Origin of the sequence: Streptomyces sp. NPDC047017 (assembly GCF_040644175.1) — a bacterium.
GTDB lineage: Bacteria > Actinomycetota > Actinomycetes > Streptomycetales > Streptomycetaceae > Streptomyces.
The window spans coordinates 131418-149691 of record NZ_JBEYVW010000024.1 but is presented as its reverse complement, the minus strand read 5'-3'; the positions used below and the strand labels follow the sequence as shown (position 1 = coordinate 149691).

General features: G+C 72.0%; 18 protein-coding genes. 4 read left to right on the top strand and 14 right to left on the bottom strand.

All coding sequences use genetic code 11. The annotated features are described in order from the left end of the window. Positions 1–233 precede the first annotated feature (233 nt). Positions 234–986, bottom strand: a complete 753-nt coding sequence (locus ABZ858_RS32375) for an MBL fold metallo-hydrolase (RefSeq protein WP_361386784.1) — start codon at positions 984–986, stop codon at positions 234–236. Between the two features lie 212 nt (positions 987–1198). Here ABZ858_RS32375 and ABZ858_RS32370 point away from each other — a divergent pair, with 212 nt between their 5' ends. Continuing rightward, a complete protein-coding gene (locus ABZ858_RS32370; protein ID WP_361386781.1) occupies positions 1199–1648 on the top strand; it encodes a type II toxin-antitoxin system PemK/MazF family toxin in 450 nt (149 codons plus the stop codon). A 36-nt stretch (positions 1649–1684) separates the two neighbouring features. Here the strand turns inward: ABZ858_RS32370 and ABZ858_RS32365 are convergent, their stop codons facing one another. From ABZ858_RS32365 to clpS, 9 genes are all read right to left on the bottom strand, one after another. After that, a complete protein-coding gene (locus ABZ858_RS32365) occupies positions 1685–2236 on the bottom strand; it encodes a hypothetical protein (RefSeq protein WP_361386778.1) in 552 nt (183 codons plus the stop codon). Between the two features lie 152 nt (positions 2237–2388). After that, positions 2389–4470 carry a putative Ig domain-containing protein gene (locus ABZ858_RS32360; RefSeq protein WP_361386775.1) on the bottom strand — a complete coding sequence of 694 codons (2082 nt, stop codon included), beginning with the start codon at positions 4468–4470 and terminating at the stop codon, positions 2389–2391. A gap of 318 nt (positions 4471–4788) precedes the next feature. Next, positions 4789–5739 carry a cysteine synthase gene (locus tag ABZ858_RS32355; protein ID WP_361386772.1) on the bottom strand — a complete coding sequence of 317 codons (951 nt, stop codon included), beginning with the start codon at positions 5737–5739 and terminating at the stop codon, positions 4789–4791. Positions 5740–5756: 17 nt separating this feature from the next. Beyond that, positions 5757–6035, bottom strand: a complete 279-nt coding sequence (locus ABZ858_RS32350) for a MoaD/ThiS family protein (RefSeq protein ID WP_361386769.1) — start codon at positions 6033–6035, stop codon at positions 5757–5759. Positions 6036–6126: 91 nt separating this feature from the next. Continuing rightward, positions 6127–6225, bottom strand: a complete 99-nt coding sequence (locus ABZ858_RS32345) for a putative leader peptide (protein ID WP_361386766.1) — start codon at positions 6223–6225, stop codon at positions 6127–6129. Between the two features lie 88 nt (positions 6226–6313). Further along, positions 6314–6736 (bottom strand): M67 family metallopeptidase, encoded by a 423-nt coding sequence (locus ABZ858_RS32340; protein WP_361386763.1) that lies wholly within the window; start codon positions 6734–6736, stop codon positions 6314–6316. A 136-nt stretch (positions 6737–6872) separates the two neighbouring features. After that, entirely contained in the window at positions 6873–8294 is a 1422-nt protein-coding gene (locus tag ABZ858_RS32335) for an amino acid permease (RefSeq protein ID WP_361386760.1), read from the bottom strand. Positions 8295–8620: 326 nt separating this feature from the next. Then, entirely contained in the window at positions 8621–9226 is a 606-nt protein-coding gene (locus tag ABZ858_RS32330; protein WP_361386757.1) for a DUF2017 domain-containing protein, read from the bottom strand. Between the two features lie 39 nt (positions 9227–9265). Next, complete coding sequence (gene clpS, locus ABZ858_RS32325; RefSeq protein ID WP_361386754.1) at positions 9266–9583, bottom strand: ATP-dependent Clp protease adapter ClpS; 318 nt, start codon at positions 9581–9583, stop codon at positions 9266–9268. A gap of 177 nt (positions 9584–9760) precedes the next feature. Between clpS and ABZ858_RS32320 the strand changes: the two genes are divergently transcribed. Together ABZ858_RS32320 and ABZ858_RS32315 are read left to right on the top strand one after the other, a co-directional pair. Next, positions 9761–11080, top strand: a complete 1320-nt coding sequence (locus tag ABZ858_RS32320; protein ID WP_361386751.1) for a nicotinate phosphoribosyltransferase — start codon at positions 9761–9763, stop codon at positions 11078–11080. Between the two features lie 68 nt (positions 11081–11148). Beyond that, entirely contained in the window at positions 11149–11736 is a 588-nt protein-coding gene (locus ABZ858_RS32315) for a nicotinamidase (protein ID WP_361386748.1), read from the top strand. A 30-nt stretch (positions 11737–11766) separates the two neighbouring features. Here ABZ858_RS32315 and ABZ858_RS32310 read toward each other — a convergent pair whose 3' ends face one another. Both ABZ858_RS32310 and ABZ858_RS32305 read right to left on the bottom strand, forming a co-directional pair. Beyond that, positions 11767–12120, bottom strand: a complete 354-nt coding sequence (locus ABZ858_RS32310) for a hypothetical protein (RefSeq protein WP_361386745.1) — start codon at positions 12118–12120, stop codon at positions 11767–11769. A 121-nt stretch (positions 12121–12241) separates the two neighbouring features. Beyond that, entirely contained in the window at positions 12242–14593 is a 2352-nt protein-coding gene (locus ABZ858_RS32305) for an immune inhibitor A domain-containing protein (protein ID WP_361386742.1), read from the bottom strand. Positions 14594–15037: 444 nt separating this feature from the next. Here ABZ858_RS32305 and ABZ858_RS32300 point away from each other — a divergent pair, with 444 nt between their 5' ends. After that, positions 15038–15358, top strand: coding sequence for a hypothetical protein (locus ABZ858_RS32300; protein WP_361386739.1), 321 nt, complete (start codon positions 15038–15040; stop codon positions 15356–15358). A gap of 47 nt (positions 15359–15405) precedes the next feature. On the opposite strand, the gene ABZ858_RS32295 is transcribed toward ABZ858_RS32300, so the two are convergent. Both ABZ858_RS32295 and ABZ858_RS32290 read right to left on the bottom strand, forming a co-directional pair. Next, complete coding sequence (locus ABZ858_RS32295) at positions 15406–16284, bottom strand: RDD family protein (RefSeq protein WP_361386736.1); 879 nt, start codon at positions 16282–16284, stop codon at positions 15406–15408. Positions 16285–16391: 107 nt separating this feature from the next. Then, positions 16392–18035 carry an RDD family protein gene (locus ABZ858_RS32290; RefSeq protein ID WP_361386733.1) on the bottom strand — a complete coding sequence of 548 codons (1644 nt, stop codon included), beginning with the start codon at positions 18033–18035 and terminating at the stop codon, positions 16392–16394. Positions 18036–18274: the final 239 nt, after the last annotated feature.

Here is an 18274-nt window from a genome sequence, read left to right as displayed (position 1 = left end):
GATGCCGACGATCCGGCAAGCCTCCATGCTGCTGACGCCCTGGTCCATGAGCCGGAAGTATTCCTCCCGCTCACGGACCAGGGCCTTGCGGCCTGACGCCTGCCCCCGGTCCTCCCGAATCTTGAAGTCCATCGCATCCCCTGAGCTGAGGTGTTGCGACGACCACTAGAACGGAAGCAGCCGCCCGGGGGGCCTCGTCGTGCCGCCGGCACCGCTGACACCGCCGCCGGCGTTCAGATCTCGTACGTCGCTCCCGGCGCCGCCAGCTCGACCGGGCCGGCGTAGGCCGCGCGGGCGTCGGTGAGGTTGATCTGCGGGTCGGTCCACGGCGGGATGTGGGTGAGGACGAGCCGGCCCACGCCGGCGCGGGCGGCGGCCTCCCCGGCCTCGCGGCCGTTGAGGTGGAGGTCGGGGATGTCCTCCTTGCCGTCCGTGAAGGCGGCCTCGCACAGGAAGAGGTCGGCGTCCCGGGCGAGTTCGTCCAGGGCGCCGCTGATGCCGGTGTCACCGGAGTACGTCAGCGTCCGGCCGCCGTGCTCGACGCGGATGGCGTACGCCTCCACGGGGTGGGCGACCCGGTCGGTGTGCACGGTGAAGGGGCCGATCTCGAAGGTGCCGGGCTTGACCGTGTGGAAGTCGAAGACCTCGCTCATGGAGGAGGCGGAGGGGGTGTCGGCGTAGGCCGTGGTCAGCCGGTGCTCGGTGCCCTCGGGGCCGTGGACCGGCAGCGGGTCGCAACGGCCGCCGTCGAACCGGTAGTAGCGCGCGACGAAGTACGCGCACATGTCGATGCAGTGATCGGCGTGCAGATGGCTCAGGAAGATCGCGTCGAGGTCGTAGAGACCGCAGTGGCGCTGCAGCTCGCCCAGGGCGCCGTTGCCCATGTCGAGGAGCAGCCGAAAGCCGTCGGCCTCTACGAGGTAGCTCGAACAGGCCGATTCCGCGGACGGGAACGACCCCGAGCAGCCGACGACGGTGAGCTTCATGGAGCAGAAACCTCCGCTGGCGGGTTGGATACGGAAGGTGACGGGGGTCGTGCGGTCCGTCGAGGGTAAGGCGCGCGGCGGCCCCTGGCTCCTTCGGCAAGGGCGGTTGTGGGCGAACTCACCTGTGGTGTCACCGGTTCGGCTGGACGTGGGGCGCATGGGGCGTCGCAGAGGGCGCGCATAGAAAGGCGTGCGCCGGTAACGTCATGGTTATGGACACGTCCTGGTGGCTGGCGCTCGCGGCGGTGGTGCTGCTCGCGCTGGTCGCCACGCTCGTCGACGGGTGGGGGCGCGGGCGGCGGCCCGCCGGGCGGCGGTCGCGGCCGCCGGGTCGGCCGGAGGCCGGGGCCGTCCGGCCGCGGCCCGCGGAGATCTGGTGGGCCGACGTGCCCTACGAGGAGGGCCCGGGGTCGAAGGACCGGCCCTGTCTGGTGCTGTCCGTGCATGGCAAGCGCGCCCGGGTCGCCAAGATCACCAGCAAGTTCCACGACGAGCGCGCCGGGGTGATCCCGCTGCCGCCCGGCTCGGTCGGGGACGCCCACGGGCGGACCAGCTTCCTGGAGACCGACGAGGTGCGCGAGGTGCCGGTGTGGGACTTCCGGCGCCGGGTGGGGGTCGTGGACCCGGTGCTGTGGGACCAGGTGCGGTACCTGGCCGGCTGAGCGCCGGGGCGGGGGTGGGTCTCATGGCGGTGCGTCTCATGGCTTCGTCACCTTCACGGTGACCGTCCATTCCTGGAGGGCCTTGCAGGAGATCCGGCCGGGTGCGGCCGGGCAGGCGGGCCGGGTCGAGGTCAGGTGCGCCGTGCCGGGCTCGACGGCGGTGTAGGCGGCCAGCGCGTCGCCGGGCAGCATCACGATGCCCGGGTTGCCGGTCCTCAGAGTGGCGCCCTCGGCCCGGACCGGGCTCCAGGGCCGGTCCTTGCTGCCGTCCAGGGTCAGCCGCAGCTCGCCGCCGACGGCCAGGCACAGGGTGCGGCCGGAGTCGGCGGCGGAGAGCTGGAGGTGACCGGCGCAGCCGGCGGGGTGTCCGGAGGCGGTCGGGTCGGGGGAGGCGGGTGCGGGACCGGAGGTCCGCGGCGGCGGGGTGGTGGAGCCGGCCGGTGAGGCGGGGGCGGTCGCGGTGCCGCCGCCGTGCGTGGGACCCGCGGAGCCCTTGCCGTCCTGCTGTCCGCCGCAGCCGGCGAGGAGCAGTGCTGCCGCCGCCGCGGCGGTGGCGACGGTGGTGCGGTGGAGCGTCGTACGGCGCATGGGAGCGGCCGCCTTTCTGCTGTCCCGTTCCGGGGCCGAGTGCCCTGATGCCGATGTGACGTTCCTCCAGCACATCAGGATCCCTTCCGCCGCGCACGCCGGGGCCCCGGCCGGTGATCCGGCCGGGGCCTGGGCGCGGTGCGCGGGACGGGTCAGCCGGTCGTCAGCGCCGTGTCGTCGATGACGAAGCTGGTCTGCAGGGAGGAGTCCTCGGCGCCGCTGAACTTCAGCGAGACCGTGGAGCCGGCCAGCGAGGACAGGTCGAAGGACTTCTGGGCGTAGCCGGAGGCCGCGTTGGCGTTCGAGTACGTGGCCAGGGTCTTGGAGCCGGCCGTCACCGTGAGCTTGTCGTAGGCGGTGCTGCCGGATTCGGCCGTGTCGATGTGCAGGTAGAAGGTGAGCGTCGCCTTGCAGCCGGACGGGATGGTCACGGACTGGGACAGGGTGTCGGTGTGGGTGCTGCCGTAGCCGTCCAGCCACGCCTTGTAGGAGCCGCTGTGGGCGGCCTCGCCGCTGTCGTTGGTGATGACGCCGCTGGAGGCGGTCCAGGTGGTGTTGCCGGACTCGAAGCCCGCGTTGCCCAGCAGCTGCGCGGAGCCGCAGGTGCCGCCCCCGCCGGTGCCGACGGTCCAGGTGAAGGAGGTGGAGCCGGTGGCGCCGGTGGAGTCCTTCGCGGTGACCGTGACCTGATAGGTGCCGGCGGTGGCGGCGGTGCCGGTGATCAGGCCGGTGGAGCTGTTGATCGACAGGCCGGCGGGCAGGCCGGAGGCGCTGTAGGTGAGGGCCGCGCCGGCGCTGTCGGTGGCATTGATCTGGAGGCTGACCGAGCCGCCGGTGGTGGTCGACTGGCTGCCGGGGTTGGTGACGCTCACCGTGTTGCCGGTGCCGCCGCCGCCCGAGGTGAACGCGGTGGTGCCGTTCGGGGTGCCCCAGCCGGTCGGGCCGTCGTAGCCGGTGGTCGCCTTGCAGAAGTACGAGGTGGAGCAGGAGCCGTTGGAGCCGCTGGTCACGTCGTACAGGTTGCCGGTGTGGCTGTAGGGGTACTTCGCCGGGTAGTCACCGGAGCCCGGGGTGCCGGCGAGGGCGTAGACGCCGGCGATGATCGGGGACGAGGCGCTGGTGCCGCCGTAGACCGCCCAGCCGGAGCCGCCGTAGGTGTCGTAGACCGCGACGCCGGTGGCCGGGTCGGCGACCGCGGAGACGTCGGCCTCCATGCGCTTGGCGCAGCCGGTGTCGGTCTGCCAGCTCGGCTTGGGGTCGTAGGCGGAGCAGCCGGAGCCGGTGCCCTCGGTGGAGCTGGTGTTCCACACCGACTCCGACCAGCCGCGGGAGTTGGCGGCGGTGGTCAGCGCGGTGCCGCCGACGGCCGTCACGTACTGGGAGGTCGCCGGGTATTCGGCGCCGTAGCCGGAGTCGCCCGCGGAGACGGTGATGGCGACGCCCGGGTGCTTGAAGTACTGGGTGTCCTCGCTGGTCTGGCTGGAGGACTCGTCGCCGCCCCAGCTGTTGGAGACGAACTTGGCGCCGAGCGTGACGGCCTCGTTCTCGGCGGTGCCGAGGTCGGAGTCGGTCGCGGAGTTGGCCTCGACCAGGATGATGCTGCAGTTCGGGCAGACCGCGCTGACCATGTCGATGTCGAGCGCTTCCTCACCGGCCCAGCCGCTGTCGTTGGTGGGCAGCGAGGTGGTGGAGCCGGTCTGGCTGACCTGCTTGAAGCAGCCGTTGGCCTTGGTGCACGCGGAGAGGCCGAACTGCGAGCGGTAGGTGGCCAGGTCCGACTCGGCGTTGGGGTCGTTGTAGGCGTCGACCAGGGCCACCGTCAGGCCCGAACCGCCCGTGGTGGGCAGGTTGTAGGCGCTGTGCAGGTTGGCCGGGGACAGGCCGGAGGGCGCGGCGGCGGCCAGCGCCGCGGCGAGGCTCTGCTTGATGTCGGTGCGGCGCTGGGCGAAACAGGAGGCGTGGCCCGGTGCGGCGGTGGCGCACAGGTGCTGGGTGGGCACCTTCTGGCCGGCCTTGCCGGTGGTGTGGAAGGTCTGGCGCTCGGGGGCGGTCAGCGCGGTGGCGTTCTGCGTGACCGGGGAGGTGTGGGTCGCTGAGGTGGGCGCCGCGGCCTGGGCGGCCCCGGCCGTGGGTGCCGCGGTGAAGCCGGCGAGGCTGAGGGCGAGGGCGGGGAAGGCGACGGAGAGGAGTCTGGTGAGACTCCGTCTGCGCCCGCTCGGGCGTGACTCACGCATGGGGTACTGCCTCCATCGGGAAGTGGGGTTTCTCGCTCCGGGCAGGCCCGTGACGCGCGTAGCGGCGGCAGAACCGCGCAGTCATGAGCATGACATTCAGACACCCCGGAATGCCGCTGAACGTGACATGTCAGGGTGCGAGGAGGAACGTAGCTCCGGCCCGAGGGCGACCGGCAGTACCGGCGGGAATTCTTTGCTACTCCATAGGATGCGGTTGGCCCCCTCGTGGGAGGGGGCTGGCGCGCGCTTGATGCGGGTCCGGCGGGCTGTCCGGCGCCTGCCGAAGAGGCCCCGAGGGGGCCCGAGGAAGCCTTGGCCTTACGCCCAGAGCTGGCCCTGGAGTGTCTCGATGGCCTCCTCGGTGGTGGCGGCCGTGTAGACGCCGGTGGAGAGGTACTTCCAGCCGCCGTCGGCGACCACGAACACGATGTCGGCGCTCTCACCGGCCTGGAGGGCCTTGCGGCCGACGCCGATCGCGGCGTGCAGCGCGGCGCCCGTCGAGACGCCCGCGAAGATGCCCTCCTGCTGGAGGAGTTCACGGGTGCGGGTGACCGCGTCGGCGGAGCCGACCGAGAAGCGGGTGGTGAGCACGGAGGCGTCGTACAGCTCGGGGACGAAGCCCTCGTCGAGGTTGCGCAGGCCGTACACGAGATCGTCGTAGCGCGGCTCGGCGGCGACGATCCGCACGTCCGGCTTGTGCTCGCGCAGATAGCGGCCGACGCCCATCAGGGTGCCGGTGGTGCCCAGGCCCGCCACGAAGTGGGTGACCGAGGGCAGGTCGGCGAGGATCTCGGGGCCGGTGGTCGCGTAGTGCGCGCCCGCGTTGTCCGGGTTGCCGTACTGGTAGAGCATCACCCAGTCCGGGTGCTCGGCGGACAGCTCCTTGGCCACCCGGACGGCGGTGTTGGAGCCGCCGGCGGCCGGGGAGGGGATGATCTCCGCCCCCCACATGCCCAGCAGGTCCCGGCGCTCCTGGGAGGTGTTCTCCGGCATCACGCACACCATGCGGTAGCCCTTGAGCTTGGCCGCCATGGCCAGCGAGATGCCGGTGTTGCCGGAGGTGGGCTCCAGGATCGTGCAGCCCGGGGTGAGGCGGCCGTCCTTCTCCGCCTGCTCGATCATGTGCAGGGCGGGACGGTCCTTGACCGAGCCGGTCGGATTGCGGTCCTCCAGCTTCGCCCAGATCCGGACGTCGGCGGACGGCGAGAGCCGCGGCAGGCGCACCAGGGGGGTGTTGCCCACCGCGGCCAGCGGGGAGTCGTAGCGCATCGCTGCTCAGCGGCCGATCAGCGCATGCCGCCGGCCACGGCCGGCAGGATCGTCACGTTGTCGCCGTCGGCGAGCTTGGTGTTGATGCCGTCCAGGAAGCGGACGTCCTCGTCGTTCAGGTAGACGTTGACGAAGCGGCGCAGCTGCTCGCCGTCCACGATGCGGGCCTGGATGCCCGGGTGCCGGGCTTCGAGGTCGGCGAAGAGCGCGGCGAGCGTCTCCCCGTTCCCCTCCACCGCCTTCCGGCCGTCGGTGTAGGTGCGGAGGATGGTGGGGATGCGGACCTCGATGGCCATGGTGGCGGGCTCCTGTTCAGGAAGGTGTCGTCATGGGGTGCGCGTGTGCGGCCGCGCGCCGCGGCTCACGGCCGTACGGCGGCAGGGAACGTCAACAGATGGCGCTGTTCGACCTGCACAGGTCGACGTGCAGCCGCGCCACGAGCAGCGGTGTGCCCGGCGTCTCGTCGCGCACGTCGTGGAGAACCATGGGCTCATCGTAACGATTCCCGGTCCGCTGCCCAGAGTGTGATCTCACCCCTTGGTCGGAAACCGTCCGCCCCTCGGGAAAACCGGGTTCAGTACGCCTCGACCACCTCGACCTGCTCCTCGGTGACCTCGCCCGCCACGATCCGGAACGAGCGGAACTGGAAGGGGCCGGCCGCGTCCGTGTCGGCGGTGGACACCAGGACGTAGTGGGCGCCGGGCTCGTTGGCGTAGGAGATGTCGGTGCGCGAGGGGTACGCCTCGGTCGCGGTGTGGGAGTGGTAGATGATCACCGGCTCCTCGTCGCGGTCGTCCAGCTCGCGGTAGAGCTTGAGCAGGTCCTGCGAGTCGAACTCGTAGAAGGTGGGCGAGCGGGCCGCGTTCAGCATGGGCACGAACCGCTCGGGGCGGCCGGTGCCGGCGGGTCCGGCGACCACCCCGCACGCCTCGTCGGGGTGGTCCTCGCGGGCGTGGGCGACGATCTGGTCGTAGAGCGACCGGGTGATGGTGAGCATGGGCCAAAGGATAAGCAGCAGGGCCGCTCCGTACCGGGTGGTGGTACGGAACGGCCCAGATGCCGGACGCCCTGAGCGGTGGCCGGAGCGGGTTCCACGAGTAGCCGCTCCGGCCGGACGTCCTGCGGGAGGGGGGTCAGCGCCTGCGGAAGGCGGCGGCCTCCGGGTTGCGGCGCTTGAGCACCAGATAGGCGACGGCGAGGACCAGGCCCCACAGCGGCGCGCAGTACAGCGAGACCCTGGCGTCCTTGTCGATGCCCATCAGCACGATCACCATGCCGATGAAGGCGAGCGCGAACCAGCTCGCGAACGGGGCGCCCGGGGCGCGGAACTCCGACTTCGGCAGCTCGCCGCGGTCGGACCTGGCCCGGTAGCGGATCTGGCAGACCAGGATGACGATCCAGGCCCACATGCCGGAGATGGTGGCGAAGGAGACGACGTAGTCGAACGCCTTGCCCGGCCACTGGTAGTTGATCCAGACGCCGACCAGCATCAGCGCGGCGGAGAACGTGGTGCCGGCCAGCGGGGTGCCGCTGCGGGTCAGCTTGGTGAAGAACCGCGGTCCCTGGCTGTTGAGCGCGAGGTCGCGCAGCATGCGGCCGGTGGAGTACATGCCCGAGTTGCAGGAGGACAGGGCGGCGGTGAGCACCACGAAGTTCACGATGCCGGCGCCCGCGGGCAGGCCCATCTTCTCGAAGGCGACCACGAAGGGGCTGGCGCCGGCGTGGAAGCTCGTCCACGGCACCACCGACAGGATCATGATCAACGCGCCGACGTAGAAGACGGCGATGCGCCACGGCACGGTGTTGATCGCACGGGGCAGCACGGACCTGGGGTTCTTGGACTCACCCGCGGTGACCCCGACCAGCTCGACGGCGAGGAAGGCGAACATGACCATCTGGAGGGTCATCAGGGTGCTGCCGACACCGTGCGGGAAGAAGCCGCCCTCGTTCCACAGGTGGCCCATGGAGGCGGTGGAGCCGGCGTCGGAGAAGCCGATGGTCAGCACGCCCACGCAGATCAGGATCATGCCGATGATCGCGGTGACCTTGACCATGGAGAACCAGAACTCCAGCTCGCCGAAGAGCTTCACGGAGATCAGGTTGGCGCCGTAGAGCACGACGGTGAAGATCAGCGCGGACACCCATTGCGGGATGTCGAACCAGTACGTCATGTACGCGGCCGCGGCGGTGACCTCGGTGATGCCGGTGACCACCCAGAACAGCCAGTACGTCCAGCCGGTCACGAAGCCCGCGAAGGGGCCGATGAACTCGCGCGCGTACTCCGAGAACGAGCCGGAGACCGGGCGGTACATCAGCAGCTCGCCGAGCGCGCGCATGATGAGGAAGATGACGAAGCCGGCGACGGCGTACGCCAGGATCAGGCTGGGGCCGGCCTTGGAGATGCCCTTGCCCGCGCCGAGGAACAGGCCGGTGCCGATGGCGCCGCCGATGGCGATCATCTGGATCTGCCGGGCGCCGAGTCCGCGGTGGTAGCCCTCGCCGTCCTGCACGGCCTCTTCGCCGTCGGGTGCTTGTTTGACCTGCGCTGAGGTCATGCGTGGTGCGCCTTTCTCCATGCCGACCCGGACCGTTCGTCGGCCGCGGATCGGGTTTCGATCCCCCCGGATGATGGAGTGGTGCCCGCCGGCGGTCGCCGGCTCGGTGGCGCACCCGGCCGAACATGGGTGGTGTTCGCCGGGCGGTCGAGAAGATTTACCACGCTCGGACAGCTGATCGCAGGTGCGTGCCGTGACGCACCTCACAGCAGAAAACGGACAAGACCCGCACCAAAGGGTGCATAGCGGTCAGGATGGTGATGCGATCGTTATCCGGATTTGAGCGTCCGCTGAGCGAACGCCCGATCCGTACATAGCGGCAGATGTCAGGGCAGCAGGGTGGAGACGAGCGTCTCCTGGAGCCCGCCCAGCCACAGGTAGGCCATCACCATCGGCTTGCGCGGGTCCTCGTCCGGGAGGCGGTAGAGGTCGTCGGCCTCGTCCTCTTCGGTGATCTCCAGCCGGGAGGCGATGGCCAGCCGCAGGTCGTTCAGCGCGCCGAGCCAGCGCCGGGAGTCCTCGGGCGACAGTTCGAGGACGGCCCCGCCCGCGCCGGCGGCGGACAGCCCGTCGAGCGTGTGGATCACCGCCAGGGCGTTCTCGCGCTTGCCGGCCCGCAGGTCGTTCTCGGTGTAGCGGCGGAACTCGGCGGCGTGGGCGCGCCGCTCGGCCGCCTCCTCGGCGTCGGCCGGGGGCCGCCCGGGGTCGCCGTAGGCGTCCGGGAAGAGCCGCTTGAGGACCGGGTCGGAGGGCGGCTCGCTCGGCCCCTCGGCGAACAGCCCGGCGAGCGGGTCGGCGCCCTCCTCCTCGGCCGGGCCGGGGCCGATCAGCTCCAGGAGCTGCACGGCCAGGGAACGGATGATGGAGATCTCGACCTCGTCGAGGGCGACGGCCGCGCCGCCGCCGGGGAGCGGTTCGAAGTGTCCAGGCATGGAGAAGGTTCGCTGCTTCCGGTGCGGGCTGGTGTCGCGCTACTTGCGGTCCTGCTGGAGGGTGGCCCACAGCCCGTAGCCGTGCATGGCCTGAACGTCCCGTTCCATCTCCTCGCGGGTGCCGCTGGAGACGACCGCCCGGCCCTTGTGGTGGACGTCGAGCATGAGCTTGGTGGCCTTGTCCTTGGAGTACCCGAAGTACGTCTGGAACACGTAGGCGACGTAGCTCATGAGATTGACGGGGTCGTTGTGGACGATCGTCACCCAGGGGACGTCGGGTTCGGGTACGGCGAAGACCTCCTGCGCCGACTCGGTCTTCTCGATCTCGATGGGTGCGGCTGCCGTCACAGGGCCCATGCTGCCACCTCAGGGGGGTGGGAGCACAAACGAGCAGGGCCGTGACGGACCGCACCCCTAAATCGTCAGACTGACGAAATGGGAGTACGATCCTCGGTCATGAACACAGCGGACCTTGGGCTGCCGGAAGAAGATGCGCGCGAAGCGCTTCCGCAGAAGGGCGGGGGTGGGCGACGGGTGGGCGTTCCCTCTACGGCGCTCTTCACCGACCACTACGAGCTGACCATGCTGCAGGCCGCCCTCAAGGCCGGTACGGCCGAGCGGCGCAGTGTCTTCGAGGTCTTCACCCGGCGGCTGCCGGAGGGCCGCCGCTACGGGGTGGTGGCCGGGACCGGGCGGGTGCTGGACGCGGTGGAGAACTTCTGCTTCGACGCGGGCCTGCTCGGCTATCTGCGGGAGCGGCGGGTGGTGGACGAGCCCACCTTGCAGTGGCTGGCCGACTACCGCTTCAGCGGCGACATCTGGGGCTACCCCGAGGGCGAGGTGTACTTCCCGGGCTCGCCGGTGCTGCGGGTGGAGGGGACCTTCGGCGAGTGCGTGCTGCTGGAGACCGTGATCCTGTCGATCCTCAACCACGACTCGGCGATCGCCGCCGCCGCCTCCCGGATGTCCTCGGCCGCCGGCGAGCGCCCGCTGATCGAGATGGGCGCCCGCCGCACCCACGAGCTGGCCGCGGTCGCCGCCTCCCGCGCCGCCTATGTCGGCGGCTTCGCCACCACCTCCGACCTGGCCGCCGGTTTCCGCTACAACATCCCCACCGTGGGCACCTCCGCGCACGCCTTCACGCTGCTGCACGACAGCGAGCGGGACGCCTTCCGGGCCCAGGTGGACTCGCTCGGCCGGGACACCACCCTGCTGGTGGACACCTACGACGTCGCCGAGGCCGTGCGCACCGCCGTGGAGGTGGCCGGGCCCGAGCTGGGCGCGGTGCGCATCGACTCCGGCGACCTGCTGCTGGTCGCGCACCGGGTGCGCCAGCAACTGGACGAGCTGGGCGCCCACGCCACGAGGATCGTCGTGACCTCGGACCTGGACGAGTACGCCATCGCCTCGCTCGCGGCCGCCCCGGTGGACGCCTACGGCGTGGGCACCCAGCTGGTCACCGGGTCCGGCCACCCCACCTGCTCGATGGTCTACAAGCTGGTCGCCCGCGCCGAGTCCGCCGATCCGGGGGCGCCGCTGACGCCGGTGGCGAAGAAGTCCAGCGGCGGCAAGACCTCCGTCGGCGGCCGCAAGTGGGCGGCCCGCCGCCTGGACGCGGACGGCGTGGCCGAGGCCGAGGTGGTCGGCACCGGCCCGGTCCCCGCCGGACTGGTGGGCCGCGAGCTGCTGGCCGAGTTGGTCAAGGGCGGCGAGGTGGTCGGCCGCGAGCCGCTCGACGTGGTACGCGAGCGGCACGCCGCCGCCCGGGCCGGGCTGCCGCTGTCGGCGACCCAGCTCTCGCGCGGGGAACCCGTCCTTCCGACGGAGTACGTCACCGGGGGCTCGGGTAACTAAAGCCCGTGCCCGCCGCCGAGCCGCCCGCCCCCCACACCCCCTGACCCGACAGCCGAAGGACACCCACCATGCGCCGCGCCTTGATCGTCGTCGATGTGCAGAACGACTTCTGCGAGGGGGGCAGCCTGGCGGTGGCCGGCGGCGGCGACGTGGCCGCCGCGATCACCGAGCTGATCGGGCAGGCGCCCGCCGGGTACCGGCACGTGGTGGCCACTCGTGACCACCACATCGCGCCCGGCGGGCACTTCGCCGACGAGCCGGACTTCGTCCGCTCCTGGCCCGCGCACTGCGTGGCGGGCACCGAGGGCGTGGGCTTCCATCCGAACTTCGCGCCCGCCGTCGCCTCCGGCGCGATCGACGCCGTCTTCGACAAGGGCGCCTACTCGGCCGCGTACAGCGGCTTCGAGGGCGTCGACGAGAACGGCGTGTCCCTGGCCGACTGGCTGCGGGCCCGGGAGATCGACGAGGTGGACGTGGTGGGCATCGCCACCGACCACTGTGTGCGGGCCACCGCCCTGGACGCCGCCCGCGAGGGCTTCCGCACCCAGGTGCTGCTCGACCTCACCGCCGGGGTGGCCGCCCCGACCACCGAGCGGGCGCTGGAGGAGCTGCGCACGGCGGGCGTGGAGCTGACGGGCAAGCCCGTCGTCGCGTAGGCGGGCGGGGCGGACCGGAATGTGCCGGGCCTACGCCTGGACGGGCGTCCGGCGGCGCAGCAGGGCCCTGATCGGCTGCCACAGCTCCGGGGGGCCTGCCGCGGCGCCGACAGCGTTGTCGGGAGCGTCCGGCGAGGTGCGCCAGAGCAGGCCGTCCGGGTGGTGCAGGACCGCGGTGATCTCGTCCGGGGTGGGCGGGGCGGTGTTGCCCCGCAGGTAGACCGCGCGCAGGCCCAGGTTGCGCAGCCGGGTCAGGGCGCGGGCGCGGTTGTGGGCGTGGACGAGCACGCGGACGCCGCCGGGGCCGTCGGGGGCGGGGCTGGGCAGGTTGAGGGCCACCACCACGGTGCCGCCCGGCAGCTTGCTGAAACCTCCTGCGGCCATGCGCTCACGTCCCCGTTCCGGTCGGTGTCAATAAGAGAACCACAGCAGGCACCTAAACACGATCGGCGGCAACCCGCCAGGGGGTTGCCGCCGATACGTTTCTGACCTGCGCTTTTTACCTCTACTTCACCGCGCGTCCGACTTCCAGCTCGATCGTGGAGCCGTCGTGGGCCTCCTTGGTGATCTGGATCCGGGTGTCAGTGTCAGTGACCTTGACGCCGGCGGCCGGGTTCGAGGCGTCGTAGTAGGTGCTGGTGTGGTCGTTGAAGACCGGCACCCCCTTCGACGACTTGATCTTCGTGGCGACGTCCGCCTTGTGCAGCGTGATGCCGTCGGTGCGGTACAGGCTGAACGGCGAGTCGTAGGCCTGGACGCGGTTGCGCATCAGGGTGCCGTCGCTGTACTTGAGCACGTTCGGGTGCGAGTCGATCGGCAGGATCAGGCCGGTGCCCGGGTGCGTGCCGGTGTTGTTGTCCGGCTGGGAGGTGTCCCACTTCCAGATCAGCAGGCCGTTCTGGTACGGGTAGTGCTCCACCCAGTCGGGGCGCTTGGCCGAACCGAAGTTGTACGGGCCGGTCCTGAGCGTGGTGTCGTACGAGACGTACTGGCGGTTCTCCGCGATGTAGTACTGCTTGTAGTCCTTGGTGAAGGACCCGCCGATGCGGGAGAAGCCGGTCGCCGTCCAGGCCGGGTCGGCGCTCTCGGCGTCGTCCGCGAAGAGCGGCGTGCCGTCGGCGGTCACCGTGATCTCGTCGGCCGCGAAGCCCTTGAGCGCCACGCCGCCGTCCGTCTGGTAGCGGAAGCGGAGCTGGATCTTCTGGCCGGCGTAGGCGTCCAGCGGGTAGGCCAGCTTCTGGTGGGCGGCCACCGAACCGGTCAGGGCCGGCTTGTCGCTGGCGTCGCGCGGGATCGGCCGGCCGTCGGCCGTGCCGTCCAGGGCGGTCCAGTTGGCGCCGCCGTCGGTGGAGACCTCGGTGTAGAGGAAGTCGTAGTTGGCCTCGATGTCGTACCAGCCGTCGAGGGTGAGGGCGGCCGACTTCCTGCCGGTGAGGTCCACGGACCGGGTCAGCGTGTTCTTCAGGTCGTCGCCGCTGCCGCTCCACCACTGGGTGGCGCCCTGCGCGGGCTTGACGACCTCGGTGGTGACCGCCTTGTCGGGCAGCGAGACCACCACGGCCTGCCGGTACTTGGTGTTGTACTCGGACACGCCCAGCTTGTGCCAGGAGTTCACGCCCGCCTTGGCGGTGTCGTAGGTCAGCCAGCCGAGCTGGAGCTTGTCCCAGGCGTTCATGTCGCCGGGCAGGTCGCCGATGGCGTCCTCGCCGCGGCCGAGCCAGGAACCGGAGGACATCAGGGTCCAGAAGCCGGTGGAGTTCTCGCCGCCTGCGGTGTCGTACTCGTCCGGCAGGCCGAGGTCGTGGCCGTACTCGTGGGCGTAGACGCCGAGTCCGCCGTTCTCCGGCTGGATGGTGTAGTCGCCGACCCAGACGCCGGTGCCCCCGATCTGGGTGCCGCCGAGCTTGTTGCCGGTGGGGCCGGTGGCGCCGGCGTCGGTGCCGAAGGCGTACCAGCGGTGGGCCCAGATCGCGTCCTTGCCCTGGACGCCGCCGCCCGCGGACTCGTCCTCGCCGGCGTGCACGATCTGGAAGTGGTCGATGTAGCCGTCCGGCTCGTTGAAGTTGCCGTCGCCGTCGTAGTCGTAGCGGTCCCACTGGTCGTACTTGGCCAGGTCCGCCTTGATGGCGGCATCCGACTGGCCGGCCGCCTTCTGCTGGGCGACCCAGGCGTTGACGCCGTCGCTGACCGCGTTCCACACGCTGGGGCAGTTGGTGGAGCCGCAGGCGTTGTTGCCGTAACGGGCCTCGTTGTAGGGCACCTTGACCCAGTCGGAGACCTCGCCGTCGACCGAGTAGCGGCCCGAGGACTGCTTCTCGTAGTACTTCTTGACCGACTCGGTGTTCTTGCCGGTGCCGAAGTACAGGTCCTGGAAGTGCTTCTGGTTGTAGTCCTTCTGCCAGGCCGTGGAGTTGTCCTTCTTGCGGTCCGGCGCGGCTATCTTGTTGTGCAGCGGCCCGGCGGTGCCGCCGTACTTGGGGTCCGTCTGGTCGCCGAACTCGACCAGGATGGTGAAGATCTTGTCGGTCTTCTCCCGGCCCAGCTCGACGTACTTGGTGTCGCCCTTCTTGCTCTTGAGGCCGACCACCTTGGAGCCCTGGCGGTCCTGGACCTTCGCCTTGCCGGCGATGAGCTGGTTCAGGGCTTCCTGGCGCTGGGCGTCCTGGGTCTTGCTCAGCGGGCCGTCGAGGTTGTGCTCGGGCTGCACGGCCGGCTGCGGGTCGTGCCGGTCGACGGCGGCGGGGGCGCCGGCCGTGGTGGCGGCCTGGGCCACTGCGAACGTCGAGAACGTGGCGGTGGCCGCCGCGAGCGCGACACCGATCGCGGCCGCTCTGAACGTCCAGGGTCTGCTTGTCACTTGATGTCCTCCCCTGACACGCCTCCACGCGCGGAAGGGGGGTCTCTTTGCCACGAGATGGTCCGCGCGCGATCAACACGTGTTTTCAAGTGACGACATTTGACTAGAGGTTTACGAGAAAAGACAGACCTTGACTTGGACAGTTCAAGTGCACTATGCGGAGCGGACGTTCGCTTTACGGACGCTCCGGTGCGGATCGGGAGGGTCGGTGCGGCGGCCGGGCGCATATGCCGCGCCGGGCGGTGTGCGCCGTGACTCCGTGCGCCCCCCATGCACCGGCACCGTGGGTTAGGTCACGCTTACCGGACGTTCCTCTCGGGCATGCAGCGGACTAGAGTCGATTGGCGGAACGCCCGGAAGTCGGCGGAAAGCCAGGCCGCCACCCCGTCTCGCCCCCGAGTCCTTCCCAAGACCTTCCGAAGACCTTCCGAGGACACGATTGCCATGCCTCGTCCGACCGCCGCACAGCTCGCCTACGGTTCCTGCACCGTGATCTTCTCGACGCTCGCCATGCTGCTGCTGTCGCAGACGAGTTCGGGCGTCGGGGTCGCGGTCATCGCCCTCGCCGCACTCGCGCTGGGCCTGCTGGTCGCGATGACGGTGCCGCTGCCGAAGTCCCGCGCGGCCGCCGCGGCGGCGGAGGACTCCCCGGCCGCGGCGCCCGAGTCCGCGCCCAGGCCGGCCGCGCGGCGGGAGACGGCCGCGCGGCGGGAGACGGTGTTCGCCGGGGTCAAGCGGGGCCAGGGGCCGACGGCGGCCTCCTGACGCCCGGCCGCTCGCCCGGTCACCCCGCCCGGTCGCCCCAGGTCACCTCATCGTTCGGTGCTGACCACCACCGTCTTGGCCGCCTTGTCGTGCAGGCCCTGCTTGTAGGGCCGGTCGAAGTAGCTCCAGCCCCCGCAGATCGCCAGCCAGATGCAGGCGCAGCAGAACCAGAACGGGATCCAGAGCACCGCCGCGCGCAGCAGCGCGGTCGCGGCGGACGGGGTGGAGCCGTCCTTCAGGTCGGCCACGCGCATCCCCAGCCAGCGTTTGCCCAGGGTCTGGCCCGACCTGGAGATCATGAACGTGTCGTAGGCGAGGTAGAGGACGACGCCGACGGCCGACTGCGCCAGGGACGTGCCGACCTGGACCTGATCGGCGTTCATCGTGGACTCGTTGACGCGCAGCCCCCAGGTGACCACCCAGGTGACGATGCCGACCAGGATCAGGTCGATGATCCGCGCGAGGGTGCGCCGGCCGCTGTCGGCGAGCGGGGGCATCCCGGCGAGCGGATCACCGAGGTGGGGACCGCCGCCGTAGGGGCCGCCGCCGTACGGGCCTCCTCCGTGGGGGGCGCCGCCGGGCGGGCCGCCGCCGTACGGACCGCCGCCGCCGTACGGGCTGCTTCCGTGGGTGCCGCCTTCGCCGCCGGGCGGGTTGTCGCCGCCGTACAAGCCGCCCTCACCGCCGTACGGGCTCTCCCCGCCGTACGGGCCGCCGCCCTCGCGCGGGCCGCCTTCCTCACGCGGGCCGCCGCCCTCGTACGGGTCAGCGCCCTCGCGCGGCCGGCCCTCGCCCCGGGGGCCGTCGTCGTACGGGTTGCGTCCGCCGTGCGGGCCGCCGCCGGACGGCGGTGGCTGGCCGCCCGGAGGGGGCGTGGGTCCGGAGCCGGGGGTCGGTTCGGAGCCGGGGGGCGGTTCGGTGCTCATGCGCCGAGTGGATCTCGAACCGGGTCCGGCCGCATCCGGCGAGCAGCCGTACGGATGACCGCGGGCGCGCGGTGTACGCCGTCCCGGTCGGCCCGCCGCCGATCCGGTCAGCCCGCCACGAAGGTGTGCGCCGCCTTGTCGTGCCAGCACTGGTGCCAGGGCCGGTCGAACAGGCACCACAGGACGCCCACGACCCCCACGCCGAGCAGCCCGGGCACGCTGTAGACCAGCCAGCGGCGCAGCGCGGGGCCGAACGACGGGGGCTCGTGGCCCTCGATGTCCCGCACCTGGAGCCCGCAGAGCTTCTTGCCCAGGGTGCGGCCCCACCTGGCGGTGGGCAGCGCCTCGTACAGGACCCCGAAGACCAGCAGGACGGCGACGACGATGCCGAGGTAGGCGGCCGTCGTGCCGTCCAGCAGCCAGACGGTGACCGTGCGGCCGGACAGCTTGGCGGTGTCGATCTTCTCGTCGACGTGGTCGACGGCCCGGGCGCCGAGCGGGACGGCGGCCGCTGCGGTGACGGCCCCGAGGACGACCGTGTCGACGAGACGGGCGGCCAGCCGCTTGCCGATCCCGGCGGGCCGGGCCGCCGCCTGACGGCGGGCCAGGGCCTGGAACGGGTCCTCGACCGGGGGCTTCCAGGGGGCGACGGGCTGCCCGTCCGCCCCGGCGGCGCCCGTACCGGCACTCGCGCCCCCGCCCGCTCCCGCGAGTTGGTGCACCTGCTGGGCCCAGGAGGCCTGGCCGCCGCCGGGGCCGCTGGTCAGCGGGGTGGGCAGCGGGCCGGGGGCCGCGGCGGGCTGGGGCAGGCCGGACTGCTGGGGCAGGGACGGGGCGACGGGAGCCGGGGCGGGGGCCGGTGCGGAGGCCGGGCCCTGCGCCGGGCCCGGGGGCGGTCCCGGTGCCGGGGCGGGGGCGGGGGATGGTGCGGCCGAGGCGCGTGCGGCGGCGGCCTTCCCGGCGCCGAAGCCGGGGCCCGAGCCGTGGCCGGAGCCTGGGCCTGGGCCGAAGCCGCCGGGCGCGGAGGTGCCCTGGGCGGGCACCGACGGCCGGCCGGGGGCGGCACCGGCCGGGCCGCCGCCGCGCTCCCGTCGGTCCACCGGGCGGAACGTCATCGTGCCCTCGTCGGCGGGACCGCCCGGCCCCGGGACACCGGCCGCGGGACCGTCCCCCGCGGCCGGCCGGCGGAACACGAACGTGCTGCCGGACTCGGGCTGCCCCTGCCCGTGCCCGTGCCCCTGCACCGGCACCTGGCCCTGGCCCTGGCCCTGGCCTCGGCCTTGGTCGGCGGTCCCGGGCGGCTGGGCGTCACCGCCGGAACCGGCGGCGGGGATCTCCGGGCGCCGGCCGGGCGGTTCGACGGTGTGGGCGAGCCGGGGGTCGGCGGCGGCCGGGGCGGTCCAGGAGACGTGCTGGTCCCGCTCGCCGCCGTAGCCGGACTGCCGGGCGGGGTCGGCGGCCCAGGCCGCCGGCGGCTGGGCGGGGCCACCGGCCGGGCCCGGTGCGCCGATGGGGTCCTCGTCGAAGAAGTGCGGGCCCGTCTCCTCGACCGCCGGAGCCGCGGGCGCCGCGGGAGCGGGGCGCACGCCGGGCGGCGGGCTGAGCGGTTCGCCGTCGACGGGCGCCGGCCGGCTGGTGCCGGGCACCCAGGCGGCACCGTTCCAGTACCGGACGTAGCCGGGGATGGACGGGTCCGGGTAGTACCCCTCGCGGGGCCTGTCGTCACCTGGTGCCGGGGTTGGGGCGCTCATGTCCGTCGTCCCGTATCTGCTCGGGGGCCGTCTTGGGGGGCTCCACATCTATCAGACCGGGGCACCCGGCATCGCCAGTCCCGCCGTACCCACCCCTTTCCGGGCGACCTCGCACACCTGCTTCACCTCCGTGGGGGTGCGGGGAAGGGGAGGGCGGCGGCGGCGAAAAATTCCGGCCGACCCGCGTAATGCCCGCCACGCGGCCGCCTCTCCCCCGCGCGGGCCCCTTCCGGAGCCCG

Excerpts from the sequence above, each read along its gene's own strand:
- ABZ858_RS32375 (WP_361386784.1), bottom strand. The coding sequence starts at position 986 with ATGAAGCTCACCGTCGTCGGCTGCTCGGGGTCGTTCCCGTCCGCGGAA.
- ABZ858_RS32370 (WP_361386781.1), top strand. The coding sequence starts at position 1,199 with ATGGACACGTCCTGGTGGCTGGCGCTCGCGGCGGTGGTGCTGCTCGCG.
- ABZ858_RS32365 (WP_361386778.1), bottom strand. The coding sequence starts at position 2,236 with ATGCGCCGTACGACGCTCCACCGCACCACCGTCGCCACCGCCGCGGCG.
- ABZ858_RS32360 (WP_361386775.1), bottom strand. The coding sequence starts at position 4,470 with ATGCGTGAGTCACGCCCGAGCGGGCGCAGACGGAGTCTCACCAGACTC.
- ABZ858_RS32355 (WP_361386772.1), bottom strand. The coding sequence starts at position 5,739 with ATGCGCTACGACTCCCCGCTGGCCGCGGTGGGCAACACCCCCCTGGTG.
- ABZ858_RS32350 (WP_361386769.1), bottom strand. The coding sequence starts at position 6,035 with ATGGCCATCGAGGTCCGCATCCCCACCATCCTCCGCACCTACACCGAC.
- ABZ858_RS32345 (WP_361386766.1), bottom strand. The coding sequence starts at position 6,225 with ATGGTTCTCCACGACGTGCGCGACGAGACGCCGGGCACACCGCTGCTC.
- ABZ858_RS32340 (WP_361386763.1), bottom strand. The coding sequence starts at position 6,736 with ATGCTCACCATCACCCGGTCGCTCTACGACCAGATCGTCGCCCACGCC.
- ABZ858_RS32335 (WP_361386760.1), bottom strand. The coding sequence starts at position 8,294 with ATGACCTCAGCGCAGGTCAAACAAGCACCCGACGGCGAAGAGGCCGTG.
- ABZ858_RS32330 (WP_361386757.1), bottom strand. The coding sequence starts at position 9,226 with ATGCCTGGACACTTCGAACCGCTCCCCGGCGGCGGCGCGGCCGTCGCC.
- clpS (WP_361386754.1), bottom strand. The coding sequence starts at position 9,583 with ATGGGCCCTGTGACGGCAGCCGCACCCATCGAGATCGAGAAGACCGAG.
- ABZ858_RS32315 (WP_361386748.1), top strand. The coding sequence starts at position 11,149 with ATGCGCCGCGCCTTGATCGTCGTCGATGTGCAGAACGACTTCTGCGAG.
- ABZ858_RS32310 (WP_361386745.1), bottom strand. The coding sequence starts at position 12,120 with ATGGCCGCAGGAGGTTTCAGCAAGCTGCCGGGCGGCACCGTGGTGGTG.
- ABZ858_RS32300 (WP_361386739.1), top strand. The coding sequence starts at position 15,038 with ATGCCTCGTCCGACCGCCGCACAGCTCGCCTACGGTTCCTGCACCGTG.
- ABZ858_RS32295 (WP_361386736.1), bottom strand. The coding sequence starts at position 16,284 with ATGAGCACCGAACCGCCCCCCGGCTCCGAACCGACCCCCGGCTCCGGA.
- ABZ858_RS32290 (WP_361386733.1), bottom strand. The coding sequence starts at position 18,035 with ATGAGCGCCCCAACCCCGGCACCAGGTGACGACAGGCCCCGCGAGGGG.